Genomic DNA, 23,104 nt, shown 5'->3' with positions numbered 1-23,104 from the left:
CCGTGGGGGCGGCCGTCATGCAGCCGGTTGCCGCCCCCACTGCAACGCCAGGACGACGATCCCCACCGCCAGCCAGAAGACCCCCACCACCTGAGCGCTCGCCGTCGCCTCCGCGATCACCGCGACCAGCACCCCCGCACCCACCACCGGCACCAGCACGTGCCGCCACCAGCTGGGCGGCCCGTCCATCCGGCGTACGGCGAACCAGCCGATCACCGACGCGTGCAGCAGTACGAACGCCGTCAGCGCACCGATGTCGACGACCGACACCAGACGGTCGAGGCCGTCGGCGCGCCGGGCCGCCCAGACCGCCGCCACCAGCGTCACGCCCGCGGCGATCAGGATCGCGGTCCGCGGTACCCCGGACCGCGGGTCGACCCGGGCCAGGATCGAGGGCAGCCGCTGCTCCCTGGCCATCGCGAACAGCAGCCGCCCCGCCGCCGCCTGCCCGGCCAGCGCCGCGAACGCCGCCCCGATCGCCTTGCTGACCGCCACCAGATCGTGCAGCCAGGCGCCGACGGCGAAGTCCACCGTGTCGTAGAAGGCGGACCCTTGCCTGGCCGGATGGGCGGCCAGCTCCGCCGACGTCATCGGCTCCAGCAGGGACGCCAGATAGCCCTGCGCCACGAACAGCACCCCCGCGATCACCAGACAGAACAGCACCGCCCGCGCCACCTTCTCCGAGCCCCCGGTGGCCTCCTCCGCGAACGAGGCGATGGCGTCGAAGCCCAGGTACGAGAGCACGGCCACCGACACCGCGCCCAGCACCGCCGACGTCGAGAAGCCGGAGTCCCCGGTGAACGGCGTCCACCAGCCGCGTTGCGCCCCGTCCCGCACGAGCACGACCACCGCCGAGACCAGGAACACCCCCAGCACCGCGATCTCCATCGCCAGCACCGCGAAGCCGACCCGGGCGGCAGCCCGCACCCCCCACAGGTTGAGCAGCGTGGTGACGACCACCGCGAGCGCCGTCCAGACCCACCGCGACACCGACGGCACCAGCGAGTTCATCGCGATCCCGGAGAAGAGATAGGCGACCGCCGGGATCAGCAGATAGTCCAGCATCGCCATCCACCCGGCGATGAACCCGGGCCCCTCCCCGAGCCCCTTGCGCGCATACGCGAAGACCGAACCGGCCAGCGGCGCGACCCGCACCATCTGGGCGTAACTGAAAGCGGTGAACGCCATGACGACGGTCGCCGCGACGTACACGAGCGCGACCGCACCGTCCGATTTCGCGTCGAGCGTGCCGAAGATGCCGACAGGCGCCATGGGCGCGATGAACAGCAGCCCGTACACCACCAGATCCCGGAACCCGAGCGTCCGGTGCAGTCCCGCCCTGTCCGTACCGCTGCCGGCCATGAGCCCTCCGTAGATCGCGCGGACACAGTCGCGTACGGGGCGTACGTGGCGTACGTCGCGTATGGGCAAGTCTCCCGACCCGGCTGATCCCGCGCCTGTTCGGCACGGCCTTACGATGGGACGCATGACTGCTACGCCCAGCCCGTCACCCGCCACCGACCCGAGTGCGGGCGCCACACGCCGCGTCCTGCTCGCCGCGCCACGTGGCTACTGCGCGGGCGTGGACCGTGCCGTGATCGCCGTCGAGAAGGCCCTGGAGCAGTACGGGGCCCCGATCTACGTCCGCCACGAGATCGTGCACAACAAGTACGTCGTGCAGACGCTGGAGAAGAAGGGCGCGATCTTCGTCGACGTCACCGCGGAGGTCCCCGAGGGCTCCATCGTGATGTTCTCCGCGCACGGCGTCGCACCGACCGTCCACGCCGAGGCCGCCGAGCGCAAGCTCGCCACGATCGACGCGACGTGCCCGCTGGTCACCAAGGTCCACAAGGAAGCGGTCCGGTTCGCCAAGGAGGACTACGACATCCTCCTGATCGGCCACGAGGGCCACGAGGAAGTCATCGGCACGAGCGGCGAGGCGCCCGACCACATCACCCTGGTCGACGGCCCCGAGGACGTCGCCCATGTCTCCGTGCGCGACGAGTCGAAGGTCGTCTGGCTCTCCCAGACCACGCTCTCGGTCGACGAGACGATGGAGACGGTGGACGCGCTGAAGGAGAAGTTCCCGCAGCTCCTCTCGCCGCCGAGCGACGACATCTGCTACGCCACGCAGAACCGCCAGATCGCGGTGAAGAAGCTGGCCGAGGACGCCGAGCTGGTCATCGTCGTCGGCTCCAAGAACTCCTCGAACTCGATCCGCATGGTCGAGGTCGCCCTCGACGCGGGCGCCCCCGCCGCCCATCTGGTGGACTTCGCGCACGAGATCGACGAGGCCTGGCTGGAGGGCGTCACCACGGTCGGCCTCACCTCCGGCGCCTCCGTCCCCGACGTGCTGGTCGACGGCGTACTGGAGTGGCTGGCCGAGCGTGGCTACGCAGACGTGGAGACGGTGAAGACGGCCGACGAGTCGATCACCTTCTCGCTGCCCAAGGAGCTCCGCCGGGACCTGCGCGCCGAGGCTGAAGCGCTCTCCGCGAAGTAACGACCTGGTGCAGGAGGCCGCGCACATGGGTGGGGCGGCCTCTCACCCCGTGCGTCACCCCCCGGGGTGCGGGCCCGTGCCCCGGGAAGTGGGGCGCGGTGCGGCGCGGGCCCGTACCGTGGGTCGCATGCAGATCTTCGGCGTGGACATCGGCGGATCCGGGATCAAGGGTGCTCCCGTGGACCTGGACCGCGGAGACCTGGCGCAGGAGCGCCACAAAGTACTGACACCGCACCCGGCCACGCCCGAGGTCGTGGCCGACAGCGTGGCCGAGGTGGTCGGCCACTTCGACTGGTCGGGACCGGTCGGCATCACCTTCCCGGGCGTAGTCACCAGCGGTGTCACCCGCACAGCGGCCAATGTCGACAAGGGCTGGATCGACACCGACGCCCGTACCCTCCTCAGTAACAAGCTGAGCCTTCCGGTGACCGTCCTCAACGACGCCGACGCGGCGGGAATCGCCGAGATGACGTTCGGCGCCGGGCGCGGCCGCAAGGGGACCGTGATCATGCTGACGTTCGGTACGGGGATCGGCAGCGCTGTCTTCATCGACGGGCAGCTCGTGCCCAACACCGAACTCGGCCATCTGGAGCTGAACGGACACGACGCCGAGAAGCACGCCTCCACGAAGGTCAAGGAGGACGAGGACCTGAGCTGGCACCACTGGGCGCACCGGGTGCAGAGGTACCTGACCCACGTGGAGATGCTGTTCTCGCCCGAGCTCTTCATCATCGGCGGCGGAGTCAGCCGCAAGGCGGACAAGTTCCTGCCGTTGATCGACCACGTACGGGCCGAGATGATCCCCGCGGAGCTGCAGAACAACGCGGGCATCGTCGGCGCGGCCATGGCCGCGGCAGGCAGCTGACCGGGGGAGCTAACCCTTCGGACGCCGGGTGGACCGTGCCGTCCGCGCGGCCAGCAGCATCCGCCGCCGGCGCTGCCGCATCAGCCGGACCTTGCGCACGGTGGCGATGAGCCCCGCGACGAGCGTGCCGCCGTACAGCCAGCCGGCATGGACGGCGAGTGCGGTGACGACCGCCATCGTCTGCCCGCCGAAGCCGCCCGTTCCGCCGGAGATCGGAATCACACCGACGGCGAACGCGATCGGCACGCTGATCGGTGCGGTCACCAGATCCGCCGGCCGCACCCACAGTGCGGTCAGCGCGCTGACCGGCAGGAACAGCACCCCGTACACCACCGGCGAACCGTCGAACAGCAGCCAGTCGAGGCAGGCCAGCGAGAACATGACGGCGGCGGCGAACAATCCGGCACCGATGCCGGTGAGCCGAGGACTGGGCAGCCGGCGCAGCGCGAGCACGGCGGGCGGCACCGGGCGTGCCCGGGGGCGGGGCGAGCCCACAGTCCGATAGACGGCGTCGGCCTCGTCGAGGGTGCCCTGCGGGGACAGCGGGGGCTGCTGAGGCGACTGCCGGTGCCGAGGGGGACGTGTTCTGGGCTGCTCCACCGGGACAACGTAGGTCGCGAAGCGGGAGGACAGAGGCGTGGGACACGCCCTTTGGGTGACCTTGGCGATGAGTTCGATGCCACCTGGCCGAACGGGAACCGGATCGGCTCGGGCCGGATCTGTGATTACCCGCTTGCCCCCGCCCGTAAACTGGAGAATCGGCCCATCCATCCTTACTGCAGGAAGTCGCCAACGTGTCGCTCACGATCGGAATCGTCGGTCTGCCGAATGTCGGCAAGTCGACCCTGTTCAACGCCCTGACCAAGAACGACGTGCTGGCGGCCAACTACCCGTTCGCCACGATCGAGCCGAACGTCGGCGTGGTCGGTGTCCCCGACGCGCGCCTGAGCAAGCTCGCGGAGATCTTCAACTCCCAGAAGCTGCTCCCGGCCACCGTCGACTTCGTGGACATCGCCGGCATCGTGCGCGGCGCGAGCGAGGGCGAGGGCCTCGGCAACAAGTTCCTCGCGAACATCCGCGAGTCCGACGCCATCTGCCAGGTCATCCGTGCCTTCAAGGACGAGAACGTCGTCCACGTCGACGGCAAGGTCTCGCCCAAGGACGACATCGAGACGATCAACACCGAGCTGATCCTCGCCGACCTCCAGTCCATCGAGAAGGCCGTCCCGCGCCTCACCAAGGAGTCCCGCCTCCAGAAGGAGAAGGTCGCGGTCCTCGCCACGGTCGAGGAGGCCCAGAAGATCCTGGAGTCCGGCCAGACCCTCTTCGCCGCGGGCATCACGGCAGGCACCGAGAAGGGCAAGCTCCTCCACGAGCTGCACCTCCTCACCACCAAGCCCTTCCTCTACGTCTTCAACGTCGACGAGGACGAGCTGGTCGACGAGGACTTCAAGAACGAACAGCGCGCCCTGGTCGCCCCCGCCGAGGCGATCTTCCTCAACGCGAAGATCGAGTCCGAGCTCATCGAACTCGACGACGACGAGGCCCTCGAACTCCTCCAGTCCATGGGCCAGGAAGAGCCCGGCCTGGCCACCCTCGGCCGCGTCGGCTTCGACACCCTGGGCCTCCAGACCTACCTCACGGCAGGTCCGAAGGAAACCCGCGCCTGGACGATCAAGAAGGGTGCCACGGCCCCCGAGGCGGCCGGTGTCATCCACACCGACTTCCAGAAGGGCTTCATCAAGGCGGAGATCATCTCCTTCGAGGACCTGGTCGAGACGGGCTCGGTCGCCGAGGCCCGCGCGAAGGGCAAGGCCCGCATGGAGGGCAAGGAGTACGTGATGCAGGACGGCGACGTGGTGGAGTTCCGCTTCAACGTGTAGCGGACGCCTTACCGGCACGTCGCTGATCTGGCAAACATACAGGTCAAAAGGGGTCCGACTCTTCGGAGTCGGGCCCCTGGTTTTATCCCGTGCTGGGATGGTGCTGGGAAACCTGGCCCCTCGTCACCTGTCATCACCCCTGCTCATCCCTGCCGTGCTGGGATCGTGCTGGGACGGCGGCCAGCTCCCGTGCTGAGTCGCGGACCGTGCGGTGCGCGACGAGAGGGGGTGGGCGGGGCGGGCGACTCTTCCCCGGGTGGCTCCCCGCGCGGGTGGCGGGAGCGTGGGCCGTCGCGCTTTTCCTACTCGTTTGACACACTGGGGGGTATGGCTGAGACGACGTACAGCATCGGGGAAGGGCCGGCGACGCGGGTGAGCCTGTCGCTGCCGGAGGGGACCGCGGAGGCGATCCGCGCGCGGGTGGGCAAGCGGGAGTTCTCCGCATTCATCGCCGCGGCGGTCGAGCGTGAGCTGCGCGGGCAGGTGCTGGACGAGTATCTGGCGGACTACGAGAACCGCAAGGGGCCGGTCTCCGAGCAGGCCCGTCAGCGGGCGCGGCAGGTCTTCGACGAGGTGTTCGCCGAGGAGGCCGAGTGGCCCGCCGCAAGCTGAGTCACGAGGGGACGCTGGTCCTCGACAGCGAGGGGCTCTCGAAGCTGCTCGCCGACGACGAGCAGGTGGTGGCTCTTGTTGCTGAGGCGCGCTCGCGCGGTATGGAGGTCGTGATCAGTGCGCTCACCATCATCGAGGCCGTCCACGCCCGTACGAACAAGTCTCGCCTGAACTGGGTGCTCTCCGGACTGCGCGTAGTCCCGGTGGGCGACGAGGAGGCGAGGGCGGCCTCGAAGCTGCTGATGGATGCCGGCTTGCACGGGCACAAGTACGCGATCGATGCGGCGGTCGCCGAGGCCGCGCTGCGACAGCACCGCCCCGTGGTCATGTTGACCTCCGATATCGACGACATGACGAAGCTCTGCGGCGATCGCGTCCGGCTCGTGGCGGTGTGATTTCCCGCGGTCGAGGGCGGCGCGGGCGGATCGGGCCGGATCCAGCGCGGCCGACGCGGGTGCCGGCCAGGTCGGGGTCCTCGCAGATGGCCTGGGTGCCGGCCATGCCGTCCGTGCCGCGCTGCGGATGTCCATGAGGACGATGCCAGGCTGTTGGGCGCGGGCGAGTTCGACGGCTTCGCGCCTGTCGGCGGCCTCGCCGACCGGCTGGTCTCGTGCTCCTCCCGGCCGGTGAGACGTTCCGGCGTACTCCGATCCCCGGAGCTGGGGTGCTGCGGCCGATGTGGGACATCGGCCACCGGAGGGAGGACGGGGCGTCCGACCTGGACATCGCCCGCGTGTGGGTCGAGTTCGCTCCCGACCTTGCGCCCGGCGCTCGGGCTCCAGTGCGCCTCCTGCCCCTGACACCCGCGCGGTGGAGGCACCTCGTCCCTGGCGACCGGATCACGCTGTACGAGACTGCGGTGGCCGGCGGGACGGCGTCGATCCTGGAGGCGCACCCTCCAGAGGATGGGGAGAATGTGAGATGACTCGTACGACGCCTGCCCGGCCGGTGGACGTGGAGGCCGTCTTTCCGGAGTTGAGTGGGCACGCCTTGACGACCACTCGTCTTCACCCGAGGCGGGGGAACCCTTCCATCCATGACAGCTCGGTCGGCGGGCCGTTGCTGTGGCCGGAGGATGAGCCTTGGCCCGTGTGTGCTGAGGTGCATCGCAAGGACCGCGGAGAGCTGCTGGCCCATGTACGCGAAGCGCGGCGCATGCGTGATGACTTCCGTCGACGTGGAACGGATCCCGATGACGAAGAACGCGAACGCTGGGAGGCGTTGGAGAAGCGGGGGCGGTACGCGCCCGACGTCCGGCCTGAGGATCCGATTCCGCTGCTCGCGGTGGGGCAGTTCTACGCTCGTGGCATTCCGGGTCTGGAAGCGCCCTCCGGGTGCGATCTGCTGCAGGTGCTGTGGTGTCCCTTCGAACGGCACGACGGTCATCAGGTCCATCTGCGGCTGGTCTGGCGGTCTACGGCTGATGTGAGCAAGCCTTTGGCGGTGCTGCCGGAGTTTCCGGTGGTCGGCCGTGAGGGCTATGTGCCGTCGCCGTGTGTCGTGCATCCGGAGACCGTGCGCGAGCATCAGTACGTCGAGCTGCTGCCGGCGGATCTGCAGGCGAAGGTCGATCGATGGACGAACTGGGATGACGAGGATGCCCCGGATTACCAGTCGGATCTTTCCGTGGCGCCAGGCTGGAAGATCGGCGGGTTCGTCGCGTGGAACGTGACCGGGCCGGGGGAGGTGCCCGCGCACTGCGGCCGGTCGATGCGGCTGTTGCTCACTGTCGCCACCCATGAATGGGACGGCGGGAATCGCAGCTGGGTGCCGGTTGAGGATCAGCGAAGTGCCGGGATCAGGGGGGCGAACATCCCGACCGATATTTCAGTTTCGCGTTGGGGGAAGATGTACGTTTTCGTCTGCGTCGAAGACGCGTCCCACCCTCATTGGATCATGACTCAGTAATGCCGCTCTCGGCCGTCGGAGGCCAACGCATGCCAACGGAGAAACCCTTGGTCAGAGCCCTGGATGGGGCTCCGCCGCAGGTCAGGATCGCTGGGCAGACATTCCGCTTCAATGTGTAGCGGGTGACATGGCACCACATCGCCGATCTGGTAAACGCGCAGGTCAAGAGGGGGCCGACTCTTCGGAGTCGGGCCCTGGTTTTTCCCCGTACTGGGATGGTGCTGGGAAATCTGATTCCTCGTCACCCGTCATCACCCCTGCTCACCACTACCGTGCTGGGTTGGTGGGGATGCTGCGGTGCATCACACGGCGCCCAGGGCGCCACAGCGGAAGATGCGGCGGTCCATGGGATTGCCCCGCAGGATCGCCTCGCGCAGATCCTGCAGCTCGCGGCTCAGATCCAACCCCAGCCGCGCGGTCATTCGTGCTCGCGCCGAGGACAGCACTCGCAGCGCATCCGCGCGACGGCCGCACTCGTAGAGCGTGGCCGCACGGAAGGCCAAGAACATCTCGTGTTCCGGATGGTCCTCGGTGAGCCGCGCGAGCTCCGCGGCAAGCGACCAGTAGTTACGCAGCTTGAACTCCGCCGCGACACGCAGCAGTTGTGCCGAGATCAGCAGTTCGTCGAAAGCGGTGCCGACACCTCGGCGTGTCCGCTCGGATGCGACGTCCTCCAGCACCGCCCCCCGCCACTCGGCCAGGGCGGACGAGGCGAGCCGTGAAACCTCCTGCGGCTCGGTGCCCCGCTGAGCCCGGTTGACCAGCTGAGTGAAGCGGTGCAGATCCACCAGCTGCGGATCGCCGGTCAGGGCGTACGTCGAACCGCTCCGCACCAGCCGCACCGACCCGTCGCACCCGCCCTGGCGAAGGCTCGCCCGCAGCCGGCAGACATGCACATACAGATCGGTCCGGGACGGCGGTCGTTCGTCCTCGTCCGACAGCAGATCGATCAGCCGGTCCATCGGGAGCGACCGGCCCATCTCCAGCAGGAGTAAACCCAGCAGCAGACGCTCGCGGCGGCGACCGATGGCTCTGGGGCGTCCGTCGACGGACCACTCAACTCTGCCGAGCACTCGAAAATGCGACCCCGTGGCAAGCATGGCGGCCATCATGCTCAGCTCGTCATGTTCCTGGCAAGGTCTTGGCATCCTTCCGACAGGCCTCATCTATCACACTGCTCCCCCGTGCAACCGGCCAGGGGGTCGCAACTTGCCTTACGTCATTGCGGGTCTGGTGCTCGTCGGAGCCGTCGCCCTGCTCAACCTCGTCCTGCTCATGGTCATCATGCGTCGCTGGCAGGAGCTCGAAGTCGTACGCAGACGCGACGACTTCGCAGATCAGAGGCCACAACCCGGAGACGGACTCCCGGACTTCACCGCCACCGCGCTCAGCGGCCGGACCCTGACCCAGGACGACTTCCGCTCCGGGGAGCTGCTGCTGGGCGTCTTCTCCCACGACTGCCCGTCCTGCACCGACAGCCTCCCCGACTTCGCCGAACGGGCCGGCCGGACCCGGTCGGCAGGCGGCCGGGTCCTGGCCCTGGTGATCGGCGCCGAAGCCGGCGAGAGCAGCCTGACCGCCCAACTCGTCGGGCCGGCGGACGAGGTGGTACCGGGGCCCGAGGCATCACCACTGTTCCGCGCTCTGCGCGTCCCCGCCTTCCCCACGATCCTCAGCTACCAGGACGGCGTTGTCGCCGCTCCCTCCGCCGCCGGCCGCGAACCGGTACCGGCGGCCTCCTGAACCCCGGTGCGACCGCGGACCGCGGTCGCACCGCGGAGTACGCACATCCCATCCACACAGGAAGAGGAGAATCATGCGCACACTCAAGGCCGGTGCGAGTCGCCTGATCGAGCGGATTCTGCCCAAGGCCGAGGCCGAGGCAGGCTGCGCGCCGGACTGCTGGACCGAGTGGAGCACCAGCGCCCAGCGGTGCCGCCGCTGTTGCTACACGGGCGCGTGCGGGGTCAGCTGCGGCAGCTGGAGCTACTGCTGAACAACCACGGGGCGGGCCGCGCGCGGCCCGCCCCGTGTCCGCCGGCCCAGGACCCATTCTTTCGGAGTCACCCTTGTCCGACCTGCTGCTCGTCTGCCGCCTGACCCTGATCTGCGTGCTGGCCGTGGCCGGCCTCGCCAAGCTGCGCGACCGTCGCCGATTCGCCACGGCACTGGGCGACCTCACCTACCTACCGGCAGCCGCCCGGCCGGCTCTCGCCGTCCTGGTGCCCGCGGCCGAGCTCCTCGCCGCCGTGCTCCTCGCCCTGCCTCGGACGCTCACCGCGGGCCTGGCCGTCGCCGCCGCCCTGTGCGCGGCATTCAGCGCCGTCGCCGTCACCGCCATGCGGCGCCGCAGCTCCGCCGGCTGCCCCTGCTTCGGCAGCAGGACCACTGTGCCCATGGGCCCCTGGCATGTCGCCCGCAACGCCGCACTCACTGTGCTCGCCCTCCTCGGTGGCACCATCGCCCTCACCCACGGCACCACCACTCCCGTCAGCGCCCCTGCACTCGCGCTCGCCGTTGCCATCGCCGGCTATCTCACCGCGTTCGCCGTCTTCACCGACGACCTCGCCTTCTTCTTCTCCGCCCGCACCGGCCGACGCTGAAAGGACGATCACAGAGTGAGCTACGCCATCACCGGCCTCGCCCTTCTCGCCGCGGTCACCCTCGTCAACGCCCTCCTCACCTTCGCGGTCACCAAACGCTGGCGCGCCGCGATGGCCGCCCCCGCCCCGGCCGCCGCGGCCTCGGGCCCTCCGGCCCTTGCCGTACACGAAGGTGACCACATCCCCGCTTTCACCTTGCACACCCCCCGAGGCGAGGTCGGCGAATCGACGCTGGCCGGCCACCCCGCCCTCATCTGTTTCCTCCGCCCCGACTGCGGGCCCACCAGGGAAAGCCTCCCCGAGATCCAACGGTGGGCCGAGGCGAACACCCCGTCGGGCGCGCATCTCGTCGTCGTCATCAACGGACAGCCCACCGAAGCCGGCCCCCTGCTCGAAGCAGTCGGCCCGCTCACCGAACTCACCGCCACCGAACCCTCGAACGGTCCCGTCGCCGGCGCCTTCGGCGTACGCCACCACCCCACCTTCGTCCTCCTCGACGCCGACGGGACCATCACCGAGACAGGCATCGGCCAAGGTTCCCTGCCCGCGCTCAACCTCCTCACCGCATGAGCGGGCAGTTCACCTCCCGCACGGCCGAATTCCTGCGGGGTCTCACCGCCGTACTCGCTCTCACGCTGCGGTCCTGCCCCGGGGCCCTCGCCGTCCGCATCGCCACCGTCGTCATCGCGGGTACAGCCCCCGTGGCCGCCTCCTGGCTGCTCAAGTACGTGGTCGACAGCCTCACCGCGGATGAGTTCCGCGCCTCGGACCTCAACTGGGCCGCGGCCGGCATCGGCCTGCTCACCGTTCTCCTCGCTGCCGCCTCAGCCATCTCCTCCTACGCTGACGGCCGCATCCGCCGCGCCACCTCCACCCGGGCCCAGAGCGACCTGCTCACGGCCGTCAACCGGCTCAGCGGGCTGTCCAAGCTCGAACAGCCCGCCTTCCACGACCGCGTCCAACTCGCCATCCAAAGCGCGCAGGGGGCCGAGCGACTCGTCGGTGCGGCACTCCAGGGCGCCCAGGGAGTCCTCACCCTGGCGGGCTTCCTGGGAAGTCTTCTGCTCATCAGCCCCACCCTGGCCGCCGTCCTTGTCGCCGCGGCCGTTCCGGCCCTCTTCGCCCACCTGGCCAACAGCCGCCATCGCGCGGACATGTTCTGGCGCACCAGCAACCTCGCCCGCCGCCAGATCTTCTACCGAGGGCTCCTCACCGACACTCAAGCGGCGAAAGAGATCCGCCTCTACGGCCTCGGCGGCTACTTCGCGCAGCGCATGCGTACCGATCTCGACAGCATCAACCAGCAGGAGGAACGCCTCGACCGCCGCCTCGCCACCCACGAGACGGCCCTCGCTGTCCTCGGAGCCGGCGTCTCCACCGGCGCACTCGTCTGGGGCGTGCACCAGGCAGCCACCCACGCCCTCACCGCCGGTGACGTGTCCCTCCTCGTCGCCGCCCTCGCCGGCATGCAGACGGCACTCGTCGGCCTGGTGGGGTGCATCGCCCAAAGCCACCAGACGGCCCTGCTGTTCAGCCACTACCTGCATGTCACCGAGGTCCGGGACGACCTCCCCGCCCCGGCCGCCCCGATCGCCCCACCGCCCCTGAGTCACGGCGTCGAACTCCGGGACGTCTGGTTCCGCTACACCGACGACGGACCGTGGATCCTCCGCGGAATCAGCCTGACCATCCCGCACGGCACCAGCCTGGCCGTCGTCGGTCTCAACGGCGCCGGCAAGAGCACCCTTGTCAAACTGCTGTGCCGCCTCTACGACCCGCAGCGGGGCAGCATCCACTGGGACGGCATCGACCTCAAGGACTTCCCTGCGGACCAGCTGCGCCGGCGAGTCAGCGTTGTCTTCCAGGACCCGATGGAGTACGACCTCACCGCCGGGGAGAACATCGGTCTCGGTGACCTCGGCTCGCTCCACGACCATGGGCGCATCCACGCCGCCGCCGCCGACGCGGACATCCACACCGCCCTCGCCCGCCTCCCACAGGGGTACGACACCATGCTCAGCCGGATGTTCTTCCCCGACGACACCGCAGACACCAGCCCTGGTGTCCAGCTGTCGGGCGGCCAGTGGCAGCGCCTCGCGCTCGCCCGGGCCCTGATGCGTTCCGAACGGGATCTCATGATCCTCGACGAACCCAGCACCGGCCTCGACGCGGTCGCCGAACGCCACGTCCACGACCGGCTCACCTCACTGCGCCAGGGCGCGACGAGCATTCTCGTCTCCCACCGCCTCAACACCGTCCGCGCCGCAGACGCCATCGTCGTCATCGCCGACGGAACCGTGCAGGAGACAGGCACCCACGAACAGCTCATGACCGCCCACGGCACCTATGCCGAGCTCTTCACCACGCAAGCCGAAGGCTACGAGGAGACCGTCCGGTGACCCCCGCAGCCCCGGTGCTCCTCGCCCTCGCAGGACTCCTCGTCCTCGCCGCAGCCCTGTTGCTGGCGCGTGGGCGGCTGGTGGCTGTGACCGTCCGCGGACACAGCATGTCGCCGACCCTCATGCCCGGCGACCGGATCCTCATGCTCCGTGGAAGACGCCGTGTCGCCACGGGCCGGGTGGCCGTCGTCGTCGCACCCCACCCCGAGCACGGCTGGCACTACCCCACGGGCACCACGCCCGACTCGTGGTACGTCAAACGCATCGTCGCCGTCGCCGGGGAGCCCGTACCGCACTGGGCCGGCCGATGCCCCGGTACCCATGTGCCGCCGGGCATGCTCGTCCTCCTGGGCGAGAAGCCGGGCTCGATGGACTCCAAACAGTTGGGCTACTGCCCCGAGGACAAGCTCATCGGAACTGTCCTGCTCCGCCTGCGGGCCGCTGCGGCTTCCGGTGCACCTTCTTCGCTGCCTTCTTGAGGCAGGGACGTACCGTGCTGGGATGGCCCGCGTCGGAACGACATCTGTGCAGGGGGCAGCTCTGTGCTCGGTATTCCGGTTCAACGTGTGACCGGTTCGGCACCGCACGTCCGATGTGCAGGTCGGAAAGGGTCGGGCTCTGTGGAGCCCGACCCTTTCCGTGTTCCGTGCTGACGTGGTGCTGACGTTCATGTCCGCCGGTCAGGAAGGCGCGCCGGCCAGGACGTCCACCTTGCCGGTATCGAGCGAGTAGTAGGCGCCGACCACGGCAAGCGCGCCTTTTGCCACGAGTGGGGCGAGGTCGCGGTTGGAGCGCAGGTCGGCCGCGGTCAGCGTGACCTGGGCGCGGGCCATGGTCTCGACGGGGTCGGTACCCCCCTCCCGGACTGCCTGCTCGTACGCCGGCCGCAGTGCCCTGGCGATCGCCTCCAGGTTTCCTGGCAGCGGTTTGCCGTCACGGATGGACTTGTACGCCGCTCCGACGGCGCCGCAACGCTGATGCCCGAGGACGACGATGAGCGGAGTGCCACTCGTCATGGGCCCGTACTCCACGGAACCCGTGACCACGGGGCCGACCGCCTCCCCGCCGGTGCGCATCACGTAAAGGTCACCCAGCCCGGTGTCGAAGAGGAGTTCAGGCGGCACCCGGGAGTCGATGCACGAGAGGATCGCCCCGAAGGGTTCCTGCGCCTGGGCCACGAGCTGGCGCCGGTCCGGATCCCGGTCGGGATGTCGAAGTTCTCCGCTCACCCAGCGCTTATTGCCGTCCATCAGTCTTGCGAATGCTCCGGCGGGTGTGGTCGGCCGCGCTTCCGGCGAAGCGCTGGTCGCCGACGGGGCGGCGCTCGTCGATGAGCACCCCGCAAGCGCGACCGTGGCGACCACAATTCCGCCGGCGAGCAGAGCTCTGCGATCCGGATGTCCCGTTCTGTCCATCGGTCGTTCCCCTCACTCCGCTGAGACCCGTCCGTCCGTCTTGACCAGGGCGATTGTTCAGCGCGGCGCGGGAACCCGACGGCAGGCGCAAGCGGGCGTGGGTCGCTTTGCCACCGACGGCCCACAGAACCGGGTGGGGCGGCCCGGCTCACCGTCCGTGCGGGGAAGCGGGTCCGGTCGCGGCCGAGTCGAGCATGTAGTGCATGACGGCGACGGGCAGCGCCGGGTTCTGGGCCGCGGAATCCGCCGTGGCCGTGTCCCGCAGCAGCCGGATCAGGGTGCGGGCCGGCAGGCGCGGGTGGGTCGCGGCCGCGTGCCGGACCGATCTCCGTGGGTCGTTGAGGAGTCGTACCGCGGAGACGGGTGACAGGCGTGGGTCGGTCGCGGCCCGGTGGCGTACCTCCTCATGGGTGTCCCGGCTGAAGCGTTCCACCAGGTCGGCCGTGGACTCCGGGTCGTCCAGTGCCAGTTGGCGCATGCGCGGGTGCGGGTTCTCGGCGTACCGGAGGAGGTCGCTGCGGGGAAAGTTCGGGTGGCCGCGTGGGCGGTCGGGGTACGAGAAGCTGCCGGACCACCACTGCCACACCTCCAGGAGCAGCTCGGCGGGTGCGTCGTCGCAGGACTCGGCGAGGAAGAGACGTACGACGGGGTCCTCGTCCCGGGCGAGGAGGTCGACGACGTCCGGCGGCAGGTGCCTGGCGCGGGCGGCTCCGCTGCGCAGCAGCAGATGGGACGAGGCGGCGCAGCGGCGCATGGCCTCCGGGTCGTCGTGGAGCGCGGCGATCCAGGGAAGTTCACGGCGCATGACCTGCGGGTCGATGTCGATGCGGACGGACGCCCGCTGTTTCTCGGTGAGCTCAGGACGTACGGAGACGGCGAGACGCACCTCGTCGTCCGGGTCGTCGGCGAGGGCGGCGACGAGTTCCGGCTTCAGGTGCGGGTTGCGGGCGAGGGCGCGACGGCGGGCCGGGTCCTCGTGCACGGAGAGTTGTGCGGCCAGTTCGTCGTCCAGGCAGTACGTCTCGGCCGCGTGATCGCCGTACGGCAGTGCGTCGTAGACCGACCGGGGCATCGGCCGGTCCTCGTAGTGCCGGAACAGCGCTGCCGTGCGCACGCTGCTGTCGTGGTCGGCCATCAGGCCGTCCCGTGCCCGAGCATCCAGGTGAGGCCAGGCGCGCGGGACGGCCTCGGCCCGCACGCGGGGATCGGGGTCGGCCACGAGCGCGGTGAGCAGCCGTACGGGCAGACCGGGGAGGCGGGCGGCCTCTGCGCGGGCGCTCGGTTCGGCGGCGGTGGCGAGCTGTTCGTACCCCGCGCCGGTGAGTTGGGCGTGTTTGTCCGCGGCGAGTTCGGCGAGGAGGTGGCGGCGTGCGCGGCTGGGTTCGTTCAGCACGAGCCGGGTCCACTGCTCCGGTGTCAGGTCCGGTTGGCACTCCGCTGTGCGACTCCGTACCTTCCACTCGGGGTGGGCCACGGCCGCATCGACGACCGCTGTCGGCAGCTTGCGCCAGAGGATGTGCGGGGCGGCTTCGAGCAGCCGCAGGAGTACGTCCTCGGGTGAGGCCCGGTTGTGCTGCAGTCCGTCGATCCATGCCGTGCGCAGTCGCTCGGGCGGTCCGGGCTGCCGGAGGAACGCCTTCCAGGCGGCCTCGTACTCCTCCGGGGTCTCCCGCGCCTCCGCCGCCGCCTTTTCCTCCAGCCGTGCCTTCACGTCGGCGACCGCCATGAGCCAGATCTCGTACTCCTCGGAGGTCGCTCCCAGCAGGGCGTTGCCGTCCATGGAGAGTGTGACGAACTCCGGGTGCCCCGGGCGGTCCGCCAACACCCCGGCCAGGTCCCACTGTTCCGTCAGCCGCACCCGGGTCCACCGGCTCGGTCCGCAGTCGCAGTCGGTTCCGGCGGTGGCATGAATGAGGAACACGCCGTCCCCGCCGATCACCCCGTGCTCGACCGCGAGCCGGTGCCACTGTGCGTTCAGTTCGGTGACGAGGTCGGGGCGGCCCTGCGGTACAGCGATGGTCGGCACCGCATCGAACGCCGCGAGGGGGTGCCAGGCGGCCGACGGCGGAAGCACGTCCTCGGCCCACCCGTCACCCACGATGTCCAGCCCGGCTCGCTGCAGTAGCTCCACGCGGCTGTTCCTGCAGTCCGTCATGGTGCCCATCCTGACGGAGCGGGCCCCGCGCCGTCCCCGCGGCCGGTGCAGGGGATGGGGCGCTACGCCATGGCGACCACGTGGCCGTGCAGGCTGCGGAACCGACCTCGGCGCACCCTGTGAACCCACAGGGCGCCCCGGGCTTCCGGAGCGTGCCCGGCCCGTGGACAATCGCCGCCATGAGCGAAGAGTCGATACGGAACTACCTGGCCGCGGTCGAGGGCCGACTGGCGGCCGACGGCTGCGGGCCGCGCTGGGAGGACTGGGCGGGCGTGCCGGTTCTCGTCGGCCGGCGGGCCGACTTCCGGATGCGGTGGGCGGCCACCAACCTGCATCTGTTCACCGTGGCCGCCGCCGTGCCCGAGATCACCGTCCCGGTCATCGACACGTTCACCACGCAGGTGCTCGCGTACGCCAAGAAGAACAAGGGCGGGCTGCCCGTCGGCATGCAGACCGGCGTCGCCTGCTTCCCTCTCCTGGTCAGCGACCGGATCGACCCGGCCGCGATGGCCTGGGCGGAGGAGAAGCAGCGCAACAGATTCGCCTGCTTCGCCCGTCCGGTCGTTGTCGACACGGTGCAGGGGTACGTGGGGCTGTACCGCGGGAAGCCGGCCATCGGGCGCGCCTACGCCGGGCACCTCATCGAGAAGGGTGCCCTGTACTTCCAGCCGCAGCAGGGCTGAGGGACCGGTCCGGGGTCAGCGATCAGCACGCCCGCGATCAGGTGGGGAGGACCGTGGCGAGAGAGACGCGCGAGACGCTCACTGTGCGAACGTAAGGACGTCGACGCCGCGGGCGGGCGGGCGACGCGCGGGGTGATCGGCTGACACTTCGATCGACGGAGGAGAACGGCATGTCGTACCCGGAACCGACGTACACGGACGGCAAGGGCGAGATCAGCGCCACGTACCGGCCGGCGAGCACGGCGGCGAATCTGCTGACCCGCAGCGGCGGGAGTACCCACTACCTGGCGACCACGGAGACGACGCACGGCGAATTCGGGCTCTACCGGATGGACATGGCGCCCAGAGCCGGCGGCCCTGCCACACACTTCCACCGGTCCATCTCGGAGTCGTTCTTCATCCTCGACGGGACGGTGCGGATCTACGACGGCGCGCAGTGGGTCGACGCGACGCAGGGCGACTTCGTCTACGTACCACAGGGCGGACTGCACGCCTTCCGGAACGATTCCGAGGCACCGGCGTCGATGCTGCTGCTGTTCACACCGGGTGCGCCGCGCGAGGAGTACTTCGAGAAGGTGGCGGAGGCCGCGCAGTGGTCGGAGGAGGAGCGGACCGAGTTCTTCATCAAGCACGACACGTACTGGACGGACTGACCCCGGCTCGCTCCCTTGCCTTCGGCAGCTCCCTGATCAGGGAGCCAGGCCCGTCTTGAGTCCAGCCCCGCACAGGGGGACGACGACACTGCGGTCCGTCCAGTCGCCGACCGCCGCCCAGCAGGCGACCCCGGTCGTCTCGACGTAGAAACCGCGGGCCGCCAGGTCCCTCTGCGCGGCACGGATCTGATCTTCCGTCACTGTGAGGAAGGTGCCACCCGACTCCCGTACCGCCGCAAGGATCTGTCGGGCGCGCGGCGGGCGGGGGATGGCGATGCCCTCGGCGAGCGTGGGGGCGGGGGCGGCCCGGCCGGGAGGGTCGGGCAGGCCGTCCGCGCCGTGGTGGAACGCGGTGGCCAGCGGCGACACGGCCTCGGCCTGCACGGCGATCAGGGCGGGACGCGAGTCGATCAGGCCCTGGGCGAGGAGTTCCGCGGTGGCCAGCGCCGCGCCGAGCAGCAGCGTGCCGTTGCCGACCGGCACGGCGATGGCGTCGGGGAGTCTGCCGCCGAGGTCTTCCCACATCTCGTACACGTACGTCTTCGTGCCGTGCAGGAAGTACGGGTTGAAGACGTGCGAGGCGTAGAAGGTGCCGGGGGAGTCGGCGGCGGCCCGCGCGGCCAGCGCGGTGGCCTCGCGGTCGCCGGAGACGATCTCCAGGCGGGCGCCGTGGGCCCGGATCTGTTCGGTCTTCTTCGGGGATGTGCTCTCGGGGACGTACACCGTGCACGGCAGTCCGGCCCGCGCGCAGTACGCGGCGACGGCCGTTCCCGCGTTGCCACTGCTGTCCGCGACGACGCGACCGGGGGAGAGACGGCGGGCCAGCTCGGCGAGCATCACGGCGCCGCGGTCCTTGAAGGAGAGGGTCGGCATCAGGAAGTCGAGCTTGGCGGAGACCGTGCCGGTGAGCGGCACGAGCGGCGTGCGGCCCTCGCCGAGGCTGGTGGTGGGCGAGGAGAGGGGCAGCACCTCTTCGTAACGCCACAGTGAATTGACGCGTCCGGCAAGCGCGTTGACGGAGAGGGGCGCATCCGGCTGGAAGTCGAGGTCCCAGGGGCCGCGGCAGGCCGGACAGCACCAGGTCAGGGATGTGGTGTCGGCGCGGGTGCCGTCCTGCGGGCAGAGATAGGTGGCCATGTCCGCCAGCATGTCAGCCATGTGGCGGGTGAATGGCAAAGGTATGGCGTTCCTCAAGGCCGTCTTGTGGGATTCCTATGGATCGGTCAATCTTTCGCTGACAGCAGGGAACGGGCAGCGCAGAAACCGGCGTTGTGGTTGTCATGCTCATGCCAGGCAACTGGGTCCGTTCCCAAGCGGCCCACAACGCCACACCAACGCACCGCAATTGAGGAGGATCCCTCACATGTCAGTGATGCGTCACACCCCCCACGCGCGTCGAAGACTCGCTGCGGCGAGCGTCATAGCAGGCGCCGCCCTCGCGCTCTCCACCGCGGCGGCGTTCCCCGCCACCGCGGCCGGGACCGCGGCGGAAGGCCGGATCGAGAACGCGGGCGCGCCGGGCGTCATCAGCGGCAGTTACATCGTCACGCTCGACGAGGCGGCGGCCGACGCAGGCTCCACGCAGGGCAAGGCGCTCGCCAAGGAGTACGGCGCCACGATCAAGAAGACCTACCACGCCGCCCTCAACGGCTACGCGGTCGAGCTCTCCGAGGCGCAGGCGAAGAAGTTCGCCGCGGACCCGGCCGTCGAGTCCGTCGTGCAGAACCGGACCTTCACGGTCTCCGGCACCCAGCCTTCACCGCCCTCGTGGGGACTGGACCGGATCGACCAGAAGACCCTCCCGCTGAACCAGAGTTACACCTATCCCGACAAGGCGGGCGAGGGTGTCACGGCGTACATCATCGACACCGGGGTCCGGATCACGCACAGCGACTTCGGCGGCCGTGCCTCGTACGGCTACGACGCCATCGACAACGACAACACCGCGCAGGACGGCTACGGCCACGGCACGCATGTGGCGGGCACCGTCGCAGGTTCCGCGTACGGCGTCGCCAAGAAGGCGAAGATCGTCGCCGTGCGGGTCCTCGACAACAGCGGCTCCGGCACGACCGCACAGGTCGTCGCGGGCATCGACTGGGTGACGGCGCACGCCGTCAAGCCCGCCGTCGCCAATATGAGCCTGGGCGGAGGGGCGGACTCCGTGCTCGACGCCGCCGTGCGCAACTCCATCGCGTCCGGCATCACCTACGCCGTGGCCGCGGGCAACGAGTCGACCAACGCCTCCACCAAGTCCCCGGCACGCGTCACCGAGGCCATCACTGTCGGCTCCACGACCAGCACCGACGCCCGCTCCAGCTTCTCCAACTACGGCAGCGTGCTGGACATCTTCGCCCCGGGCTCGTCGATCACCTCCTCCTGGAACACCAGCGACAGCGCCACCAACACCATCTCCGGTACGTCGATGGCGACCCCGCACGTCGCCGGCGCCGCGGCCCTCTATCTGGCCGACCACCCGGGCGACACTCCAGCGCAGGTCTCCGCCGGGCTGGTCGCCGCGGCCAGCACCGGAGTGGTGACCAGCCCGGGTACGGGTTCGCCGAACCGGCTGCTGAACGTCGGCAGCGGCACCACGACGCCGCCGGGCCCGAAGTTCGAGAACACGACGAGTTACACCATCAGCGACAACTCCACGGTCGAGTCGCCGATCACCGTCACCGGTGTCACCGGCAACGCACCCGCGGCGCTGAGCGTGCCCGTCAACATCACGCACACGTACATCGGCGACCTGAAGATCGACCTGGTCGCGCCCGACGGGTCGGTCTACAACCTGAAGGCGTACGGAACGGGCGGCAGTACCGACAACGTGATCACCACCTACACGGTGAACGCCTCGTCGGAGGTGGCCAACGGGACCTGGAAGCTGCGGGTCAGCGACAATGCCGCGGCCGACACCGGGAAGATCAACTCCTGGGCCCTGCAGTTCTGACCTCTGCGACGACGGGTCCGTGAACGGGCCGAGGGTGTGGGGGCGGCTGCCCCCACACCCTCTCGCCTGCTAACGCCGGCCCAGGCCCTGGTCGACGGCGGTCATCAGCTCGCCGTCGTCCGTGTCCCCGTCCAGAGACCAGAACATCGCACCGCCGAGGCCGTGGCTGCGGATGTACGAGGTCTTGGTGCGCAGCACCTGCGGGTCGTCGTACGTCCACAGGGTCGTGCCGTCGAACAGCCAGGCGTGCCCGTTCCTCACGTCCCGGTGGATCTTGTACGTACCGGAGTCGGCCAGCTTCTTGAGGGCCTTGTAGTCCTCGTAGCCCGCCGCCCAGGTGGCGGGTGCGGGGGCCGCGGCCGGCCGGCCGAGACCGTCGCCGCCGCCCGTCACACCGGTCCAGCCCTGACCGTAGAACGGCATGCCCATCACCAGCTTGCGGGCAGGGGCGCCGCGCTCGATCCAGTCGCCGACGGTCTGGTCGACGCTGAAGTCGCCCTTCGCGTACAGCGCGGACTGCTGTGCGGTGGTCTTCTCGCCGGAGACATGGAAGTCGTAACCCTGGAGGTTCACGAAGTCGAAGTCCCGCATGATGCGGCGCACGTCGAAGCCCGCGTCGATCTTGTCGGGGGCGGTGGGGACGAACGCGGAGAGGTCGTAGTGCTTCGGCCTCGCGCCGTGGCCCTTCCCCTTCCGCGCCTTCGCGCTGCTCTTCGCGTACGCGTCGAGCTGGGTACGGAACTCGTGCACCAGGGCGGTGAAGTTCTGCTTGTCCTCGGGGCGGTGGACTGTGTCCGTGTCGCCGGCGGAGCCGGGCCACTCCCAGTCGATGTCCACGCCGTCGAAGAGCCCGGCTGCGGCTCCCTCGCCGCCGCGCGCCCCGTCCACCGGCAGATTGCCCTTGATGTACAGGTCGATGCAGGAGGAGACGAACGCCTTGCGGGAGGCGGCGGTGCGGGCCGCGTCCGAGAAGTGGGTGGACCAGCTCCAGCCACCCAGCGAGATCATCACCTTCAGACCGGGGTGCTTGGCCTTGAGCTCGCGCAGCTGGTTGAAGTTGCCCGCGAGAGGCTGGGTGTCGGTGTCCGCGACGCCGTCCACCGATCCGGCGGCGTCGAGCGGACGGACGTAGTCCGCCCAGGCGTCCGCCTCACCGGGCACATTGCCGGCCAGGCACGTGCCGTCGGCGCTCGCGTTGCCGAAGGCGTAGTTGATGTGGGTGAGTTTGGCGGCGGCGCCGCTCGTGTCCAGGTCCTTGACCTGGAAGTCGCGCCCGTAGACGCCCCATTGGGTGAAGTAGCCGACGCGCTTGTAGGCGGGGGCGGACGCGGCGGCGCGGCGACCGTCGCTTCCGGCGCCGCTGGTGGCGCGATCTGCGGTGGCGGAGGCGGGGGCGATGCCGGCCGCCAGCGAGATGGCGGAGGCGGCAAGGGCGAGTCCGGACAGGGTTCTTCGACGCATGAGGCCCGTTCCTGTGCGTGTGCCGAGAAGTACGAGAGCCGTGCTGTGAGTCGTGCCGTGTGCAGAGGAAGTTATTGGTCTGGACCAAATGGGGTCAAGGGGTGGGGGCCGATCGCGGATGATCGGGGGCGGCCGGGGGGTCGGATATGCGCCTGCGCCAAGTCACCACTTCGGGTGAAACTTTGGCCTGTGCTTGCGGTCCACAACCGACGGTTGCCAGGCTGTTGCAGACTGTCAACCTGTTGGGAGTGGCCTGTGACTTTCGGTGAGCAGCCCGCCTATCTGCGCGTTGCGAGCGATCTGAGAGAGAAGATCGCCAATGGTTCGCTGCCGCCGCATACGCGCCTGCCGTCGCAGGCCCGTATCCGCGAGGAGTACGGAGTCTCCGACACGGTCGCGCTGGAGGCACGCAAGGTGCTGATGGCCGAAGGGCTGGTCGAGGGGCGCTCCGGTTCCGGTACGTATGTGCGCGAGCGCCCGGTCCCGCGTCGCATCGCCCGTTCCGGATACCGTCCGGGCGCCGGTGCCAGCCCGTTCCGCCAGGAGCAGACGGCGGAGGGGGTGCGGGGGACGTGGGAGTCCCGCAGCGAGCAGGAAGGGGCGAGCCCGGAGATCGCCGAGCGGCTCGGCATCGAGACGGGTGACCGGGTGATGCGTACGAGATACATCTTCCGGGAAGCGGGGGAGCCGATGATGCTCTCCACTTCCTGGGAGCCCCTCGCCGTCACGGGGCGCACGCCGGTGATGCTGCCGGAGGAGGGCCCGTTGGGCGGCTGCGGGGTGGTCGAGCGGATGGCCGCGATCGACGTCGTCGTGGACAACGTGGTCGAGCAGGTCGGCGCGCGCCCGGGGCTGGCGGAGGAACTCCTGGCGCTCGGCGGTGTGCCGGGTCATGTGGTGATGGTGATCGGGCGCACGTACTACGCATCGGGGCGGGCGGTCGAGACGGCGGACGTGGTGGTGCCCGCCGACCGCTACCGGATCGCCTATCACCTTCCTGTCAGGTGAGCGGCGGTT

At 69.7% G+C, this 23,104-nt stretch carries 23 protein-coding genes; 16 read left to right on the top strand and 7 right to left on the bottom strand.

What is annotated here, in order from left to right; translation table 11 throughout:
- Positions 1–15 precede the first annotated feature (15 nt).
- Positions 16–1,362, bottom strand: a complete 1,347-nt coding sequence (locus OG972_RS15480) for an APC family permease (RefSeq protein ID WP_266990503.1) — start codon at positions 1,360–1,362, stop codon at positions 16–18.
- 124 nt (positions 1,363–1,486) lie between these two features.
- On the opposite strand from OG972_RS15480, the gene OG972_RS15475 reads away from it, so the two are divergent.
- Both OG972_RS15475 and ppgK read left to right on the top strand, forming a co-directional pair.
- Complete coding sequence (locus OG972_RS15475; RefSeq protein WP_266981989.1) at positions 1,487–2,503, top strand: 4-hydroxy-3-methylbut-2-enyl diphosphate reductase; 1,017 nt, start codon at positions 1,487–1,489, stop codon at positions 2,501–2,503.
- Positions 2,504–2,630: 127 nt separating this feature from the next.
- On the top strand, positions 2,631–3,368 hold the full coding sequence (gene ppgK / locus OG972_RS15470) for a polyphosphate--glucose phosphotransferase (RefSeq protein WP_266981987.1): 738 nt from the start codon (positions 2,631–2,633) through the stop codon (positions 3,366–3,368).
- A 9-nt stretch (positions 3,369–3,377) separates the two neighbouring features.
- Here the strand turns inward: ppgK and OG972_RS15465 are convergent, their stop codons facing one another.
- Positions 3,378–3,863: a DUF6542 domain-containing protein gene (locus OG972_RS15465; protein ID WP_266990501.1), complete on the bottom strand. Its 486-nt coding sequence runs from the start codon at positions 3,861–3,863 to the stop codon at positions 3,378–3,380.
- A 299-nt stretch (positions 3,864–4,162) separates the two neighbouring features.
- Between OG972_RS15465 and ychF the strand changes: the two genes are divergently transcribed.
- The 4 genes from ychF (at position 4,163) to OG972_RS15445 (ending at position 7,771) form a co-directional block, all read left to right on the top strand.
- Positions 4,163–5,251: a redox-regulated ATPase YchF gene (ychF, locus tag OG972_RS15460; RefSeq protein WP_266981985.1), complete on the top strand. Its 1,089-nt coding sequence runs from the start codon at positions 4,163–4,165 to the stop codon at positions 5,249–5,251.
- A gap of 327 nt (positions 5,252–5,578) precedes the next feature.
- Positions 5,579–5,863, top strand: a complete 285-nt coding sequence (locus OG972_RS15455) for a hypothetical protein (RefSeq protein WP_055570483.1) — start codon at positions 5,579–5,581, stop codon at positions 5,861–5,863.
- Positions 5,845–6,258 carry a DNA-binding protein gene (locus OG972_RS15450; protein ID WP_266981981.1) on the top strand — a complete coding sequence of 138 codons (414 nt, stop codon included), beginning with the start codon at positions 5,845–5,847 and terminating at the stop codon, positions 6,256–6,258. Before OG972_RS15455 ends, OG972_RS15450 begins: the two co-directional genes overlap by 19 nt.
- 694 nt (positions 6,259–6,952) lie before the next feature.
- Positions 6,953–7,771, top strand: a complete 819-nt coding sequence (locus OG972_RS15445) for a hypothetical protein (protein ID WP_266981979.1) — start codon at positions 6,953–6,955, stop codon at positions 7,769–7,771.
- Between the two features lie 302 nt (positions 7,772–8,073).
- On the opposite strand, the gene OG972_RS15440 is transcribed toward OG972_RS15445, so the two are convergent.
- Entirely contained in the window at positions 8,074–8,871 is a 798-nt protein-coding gene (locus OG972_RS15440) for an AfsR/SARP family transcriptional regulator (RefSeq protein WP_266981977.1), read from the bottom strand.
- Between the two features lie 109 nt (positions 8,872–8,980).
- Between OG972_RS15440 and OG972_RS15435 the strand changes: the two genes are divergently transcribed.
- The 6 genes from OG972_RS15435 to OG972_RS15410 all read left to right on the top strand — a co-directional run bounded on the left by OG972_RS15435 (position 8,981) and on the right by OG972_RS15410 (position 13,252).
- On the top strand, positions 8,981–9,514 hold the full coding sequence (locus OG972_RS15435) for a peroxiredoxin (protein WP_266981975.1): 534 nt from the start codon (positions 8,981–8,983) through the stop codon (positions 9,512–9,514).
- Between the two features lie 73 nt (positions 9,515–9,587).
- A complete protein-coding gene (locus OG972_RS15430) occupies positions 9,588–9,767 on the top strand; it encodes a hypothetical protein (RefSeq protein ID WP_266981973.1) in 180 nt (59 codons plus the stop codon).
- Between the two features lie 73 nt (positions 9,768–9,840).
- Positions 9,841–10,374 carry a MauE/DoxX family redox-associated membrane protein gene (locus tag OG972_RS15425; RefSeq protein WP_266981971.1) on the top strand — a complete coding sequence of 178 codons (534 nt, stop codon included), beginning with the start codon at positions 9,841–9,843 and terminating at the stop codon, positions 10,372–10,374.
- 15 nt (positions 10,375–10,389) lie between these two features.
- Positions 10,390–10,944, top strand: a complete 555-nt coding sequence (locus OG972_RS15420; RefSeq protein ID WP_266981969.1) for a redoxin domain-containing protein — start codon at positions 10,390–10,392, stop codon at positions 10,942–10,944.
- Complete coding sequence (locus tag OG972_RS15415) at positions 10,941–12,773, top strand: ABC transporter ATP-binding protein (protein ID WP_266981967.1); 1,833 nt, start codon at positions 10,941–10,943, stop codon at positions 12,771–12,773. Before OG972_RS15420 ends, OG972_RS15415 begins: the two co-directional genes overlap by 4 nt.
- On the top strand, positions 12,770–13,252 hold the full coding sequence (locus OG972_RS15410; RefSeq protein ID WP_266981965.1) for a S26 family signal peptidase: 483 nt from the start codon (positions 12,770–12,772) through the stop codon (positions 13,250–13,252). Before OG972_RS15415 ends, OG972_RS15410 begins: the two co-directional genes overlap by 4 nt.
- 201 nt (positions 13,253–13,453) lie before the next feature.
- Here OG972_RS15410 and OG972_RS15405 read toward each other — a convergent pair whose 3' ends face one another.
- Positions 13,454–14,002 (bottom strand): carbonic anhydrase, encoded by a 549-nt coding sequence (locus OG972_RS15405; protein ID WP_266981963.1) that lies wholly within the window; start codon positions 14,000–14,002, stop codon positions 13,454–13,456.
- A gap of 334 nt (positions 14,003–14,336) precedes the next feature.
- Positions 14,337–16,343 (bottom strand): PE-PGRS family protein, encoded by a 2,007-nt coding sequence (locus tag OG972_RS15400; protein WP_266981961.1) that lies wholly within the window; start codon positions 16,341–16,343, stop codon positions 14,337–14,339.
- Between the two features lie 179 nt (positions 16,344–16,522).
- Between OG972_RS15400 and OG972_RS15395 the strand changes: the two genes are divergently transcribed.
- Complete coding sequence (locus tag OG972_RS15395; RefSeq protein ID WP_266981960.1) at positions 16,523–17,026, top strand: levansucrase; 504 nt, start codon at positions 16,523–16,525, stop codon at positions 17,024–17,026.
- 170 nt (positions 17,027–17,196) lie between these two features.
- Positions 17,197–17,679, top strand: a complete 483-nt coding sequence (locus tag OG972_RS15390) for a cupin domain-containing protein (RefSeq protein ID WP_266981948.1) — start codon at positions 17,197–17,199, stop codon at positions 17,677–17,679.
- A gap of 36 nt (positions 17,680–17,715) precedes the next feature.
- Here OG972_RS15390 and OG972_RS15385 read toward each other — a convergent pair whose 3' ends face one another.
- Positions 17,716–18,837, bottom strand: coding sequence for a threonine synthase (locus tag OG972_RS15385; RefSeq protein ID WP_266981946.1), 1,122 nt, complete (start codon positions 18,835–18,837; stop codon positions 17,716–17,718).
- A 205-nt stretch (positions 18,838–19,042) separates the two neighbouring features.
- Between OG972_RS15385 and OG972_RS15380 the strand changes: the two genes are divergently transcribed.
- A complete protein-coding gene (locus tag OG972_RS15380) occupies positions 19,043–20,626 on the top strand; it encodes a S8 family peptidase (RefSeq protein WP_266981944.1) in 1,584 nt (527 codons plus the stop codon).
- Positions 20,627–20,695: 69 nt separating this feature from the next.
- On the opposite strand, the gene OG972_RS15375 is transcribed toward OG972_RS15380, so the two are convergent.
- Positions 20,696–22,087, bottom strand: coding sequence for a glycoside hydrolase family 18 protein (locus tag OG972_RS15375; RefSeq protein WP_266981942.1), 1,392 nt, complete (start codon positions 22,085–22,087; stop codon positions 20,696–20,698).
- A gap of 255 nt (positions 22,088–22,342) precedes the next feature.
- On the opposite strand from OG972_RS15375, the gene OG972_RS15370 reads away from it, so the two are divergent.
- Positions 22,343–23,095: a GntR family transcriptional regulator gene (locus tag OG972_RS15370; protein ID WP_266981940.1), complete on the top strand. Its 753-nt coding sequence runs from the start codon at positions 22,343–22,345 to the stop codon at positions 23,093–23,095.
- Positions 23,096–23,104 lie beyond the last annotated feature (9 nt).

The organism is Streptomyces sp. NBC_01669 (genome assembly GCF_026339735.1).
Taxonomy (GTDB): domain Bacteria; phylum Actinomycetota; class Actinomycetes; order Streptomycetales; family Streptomycetaceae; genus Streptomyces; species Streptomyces yanii.
The sequence above is the reverse complement of the archived record's forward strand: the minus strand, read 5'-3'. Positions and strand labels throughout refer to the sequence as shown.

What these genes read in the sequence shown, in the direction of transcription:
- OG972_RS15480 (WP_266990503.1), bottom strand. Translation starts at nt 1,362, where the DNA reads ATGGCCGGCAGCGGTACGGACAGGGCGGGACTGCACCGGACGCTCGGG.
- OG972_RS15475 (WP_266981989.1), top strand. Translation starts at nt 1,487, where the DNA reads ATGACTGCTACGCCCAGCCCGTCACCCGCCACCGACCCGAGTGCGGGC.
- ppgK (WP_266981987.1), top strand. Translation starts at nt 2,631, where the DNA reads ATGCAGATCTTCGGCGTGGACATCGGCGGATCCGGGATCAAGGGTGCT.
- OG972_RS15455 (WP_055570483.1), top strand. Translation starts at nt 5,579, where the DNA reads ATGGCTGAGACGACGTACAGCATCGGGGAAGGGCCGGCGACGCGGGTG.
- OG972_RS15440 (WP_266981977.1), bottom strand. Translation starts at nt 8,871, where the DNA reads ATGCTTGCCACGGGGTCGCATTTTCGAGTGCTCGGCAGAGTTGAGTGG.
- OG972_RS15430 (WP_266981973.1), top strand. Translation starts at nt 9,588, where the DNA reads ATGCGCACACTCAAGGCCGGTGCGAGTCGCCTGATCGAGCGGATTCTG.
- OG972_RS15415 (WP_266981967.1), top strand. Translation starts at nt 10,941, where the DNA reads ATGAGCGGGCAGTTCACCTCCCGCACGGCCGAATTCCTGCGGGGTCTC.
- OG972_RS15400 (WP_266981961.1), bottom strand. Translation starts at nt 16,343, where the DNA reads ATGACGGACTGCAGGAACAGCCGCGTGGAGCTACTGCAGCGAGCCGGG.
- OG972_RS15395 (WP_266981960.1), top strand. Translation starts at nt 16,523, where the DNA reads ATGAGCGAAGAGTCGATACGGAACTACCTGGCCGCGGTCGAGGGCCGA.
- OG972_RS15390 (WP_266981948.1), top strand. Translation starts at nt 17,197, where the DNA reads ATGTCGTACCCGGAACCGACGTACACGGACGGCAAGGGCGAGATCAGC.
- OG972_RS15385 (WP_266981946.1), bottom strand. Translation starts at nt 18,837, where the DNA reads ATGGCTGACATGCTGGCGGACATGGCCACCTATCTCTGCCCGCAGGAC.
- OG972_RS15380 (WP_266981944.1), top strand. Translation starts at nt 19,043, where the DNA reads ATGTCAGTGATGCGTCACACCCCCCACGCGCGTCGAAGACTCGCTGCG.
- OG972_RS15375 (WP_266981942.1), bottom strand. Translation starts at nt 22,087, where the DNA reads ATGCGTCGAAGAACCCTGTCCGGACTCGCCCTTGCCGCCTCCGCCATC.